The organism is Methanobacterium sp., from assembly GCA_030017655.1.
In the GTDB taxonomy this organism is placed as follows: domain Archaea; phylum Methanobacteriota; class Methanobacteria; order Methanobacteriales; family Methanobacteriaceae; genus Methanobacterium_D.
The window spans coordinates 1,000-1,302 of record JASEIM010000058.1; the positions used below are offsets into that span (position 1 = coordinate 1,000).

1 protein-coding gene is annotated in these 303 nt (G+C 32.0%); it reads right to left on the minus strand.

From position 1 onward, the window contains the following. On the minus strand, positions 1–303 hold a 303-nt coding region (locus QMD61_11595; GenBank protein ID MDI6725277.1), incomplete at its 5' end, for a pseudomurein-binding repeat-containing protein.

Here is a 303-nt window from a genome sequence, read left to right on the forward strand (position 1 = left end):
TTAATACCTTAATTTACCGAGATTACTGTTTGCATAGTTTGGTAAAACACCATTTGCATCAATAAATGCATTAACTCTTTTAGCAAGGTCTAAATAACCTGCTTTAGTTAGATCTCCGCTTTTAATACTTTCACTTGGCTTTGCTGGATCATTAACAGTTTTAAGTGCTATTGGAGTTGTTTTTCCGCTGTTTAATTGTAATAAACCTGCAGTGAGTAGTTTTAAGAAATCAGGCATTTGAATTTGAGTTGTACCAATTGTTACATAATTTGGGAGTCTCTTGTTAGTTTCAATGAATGATTT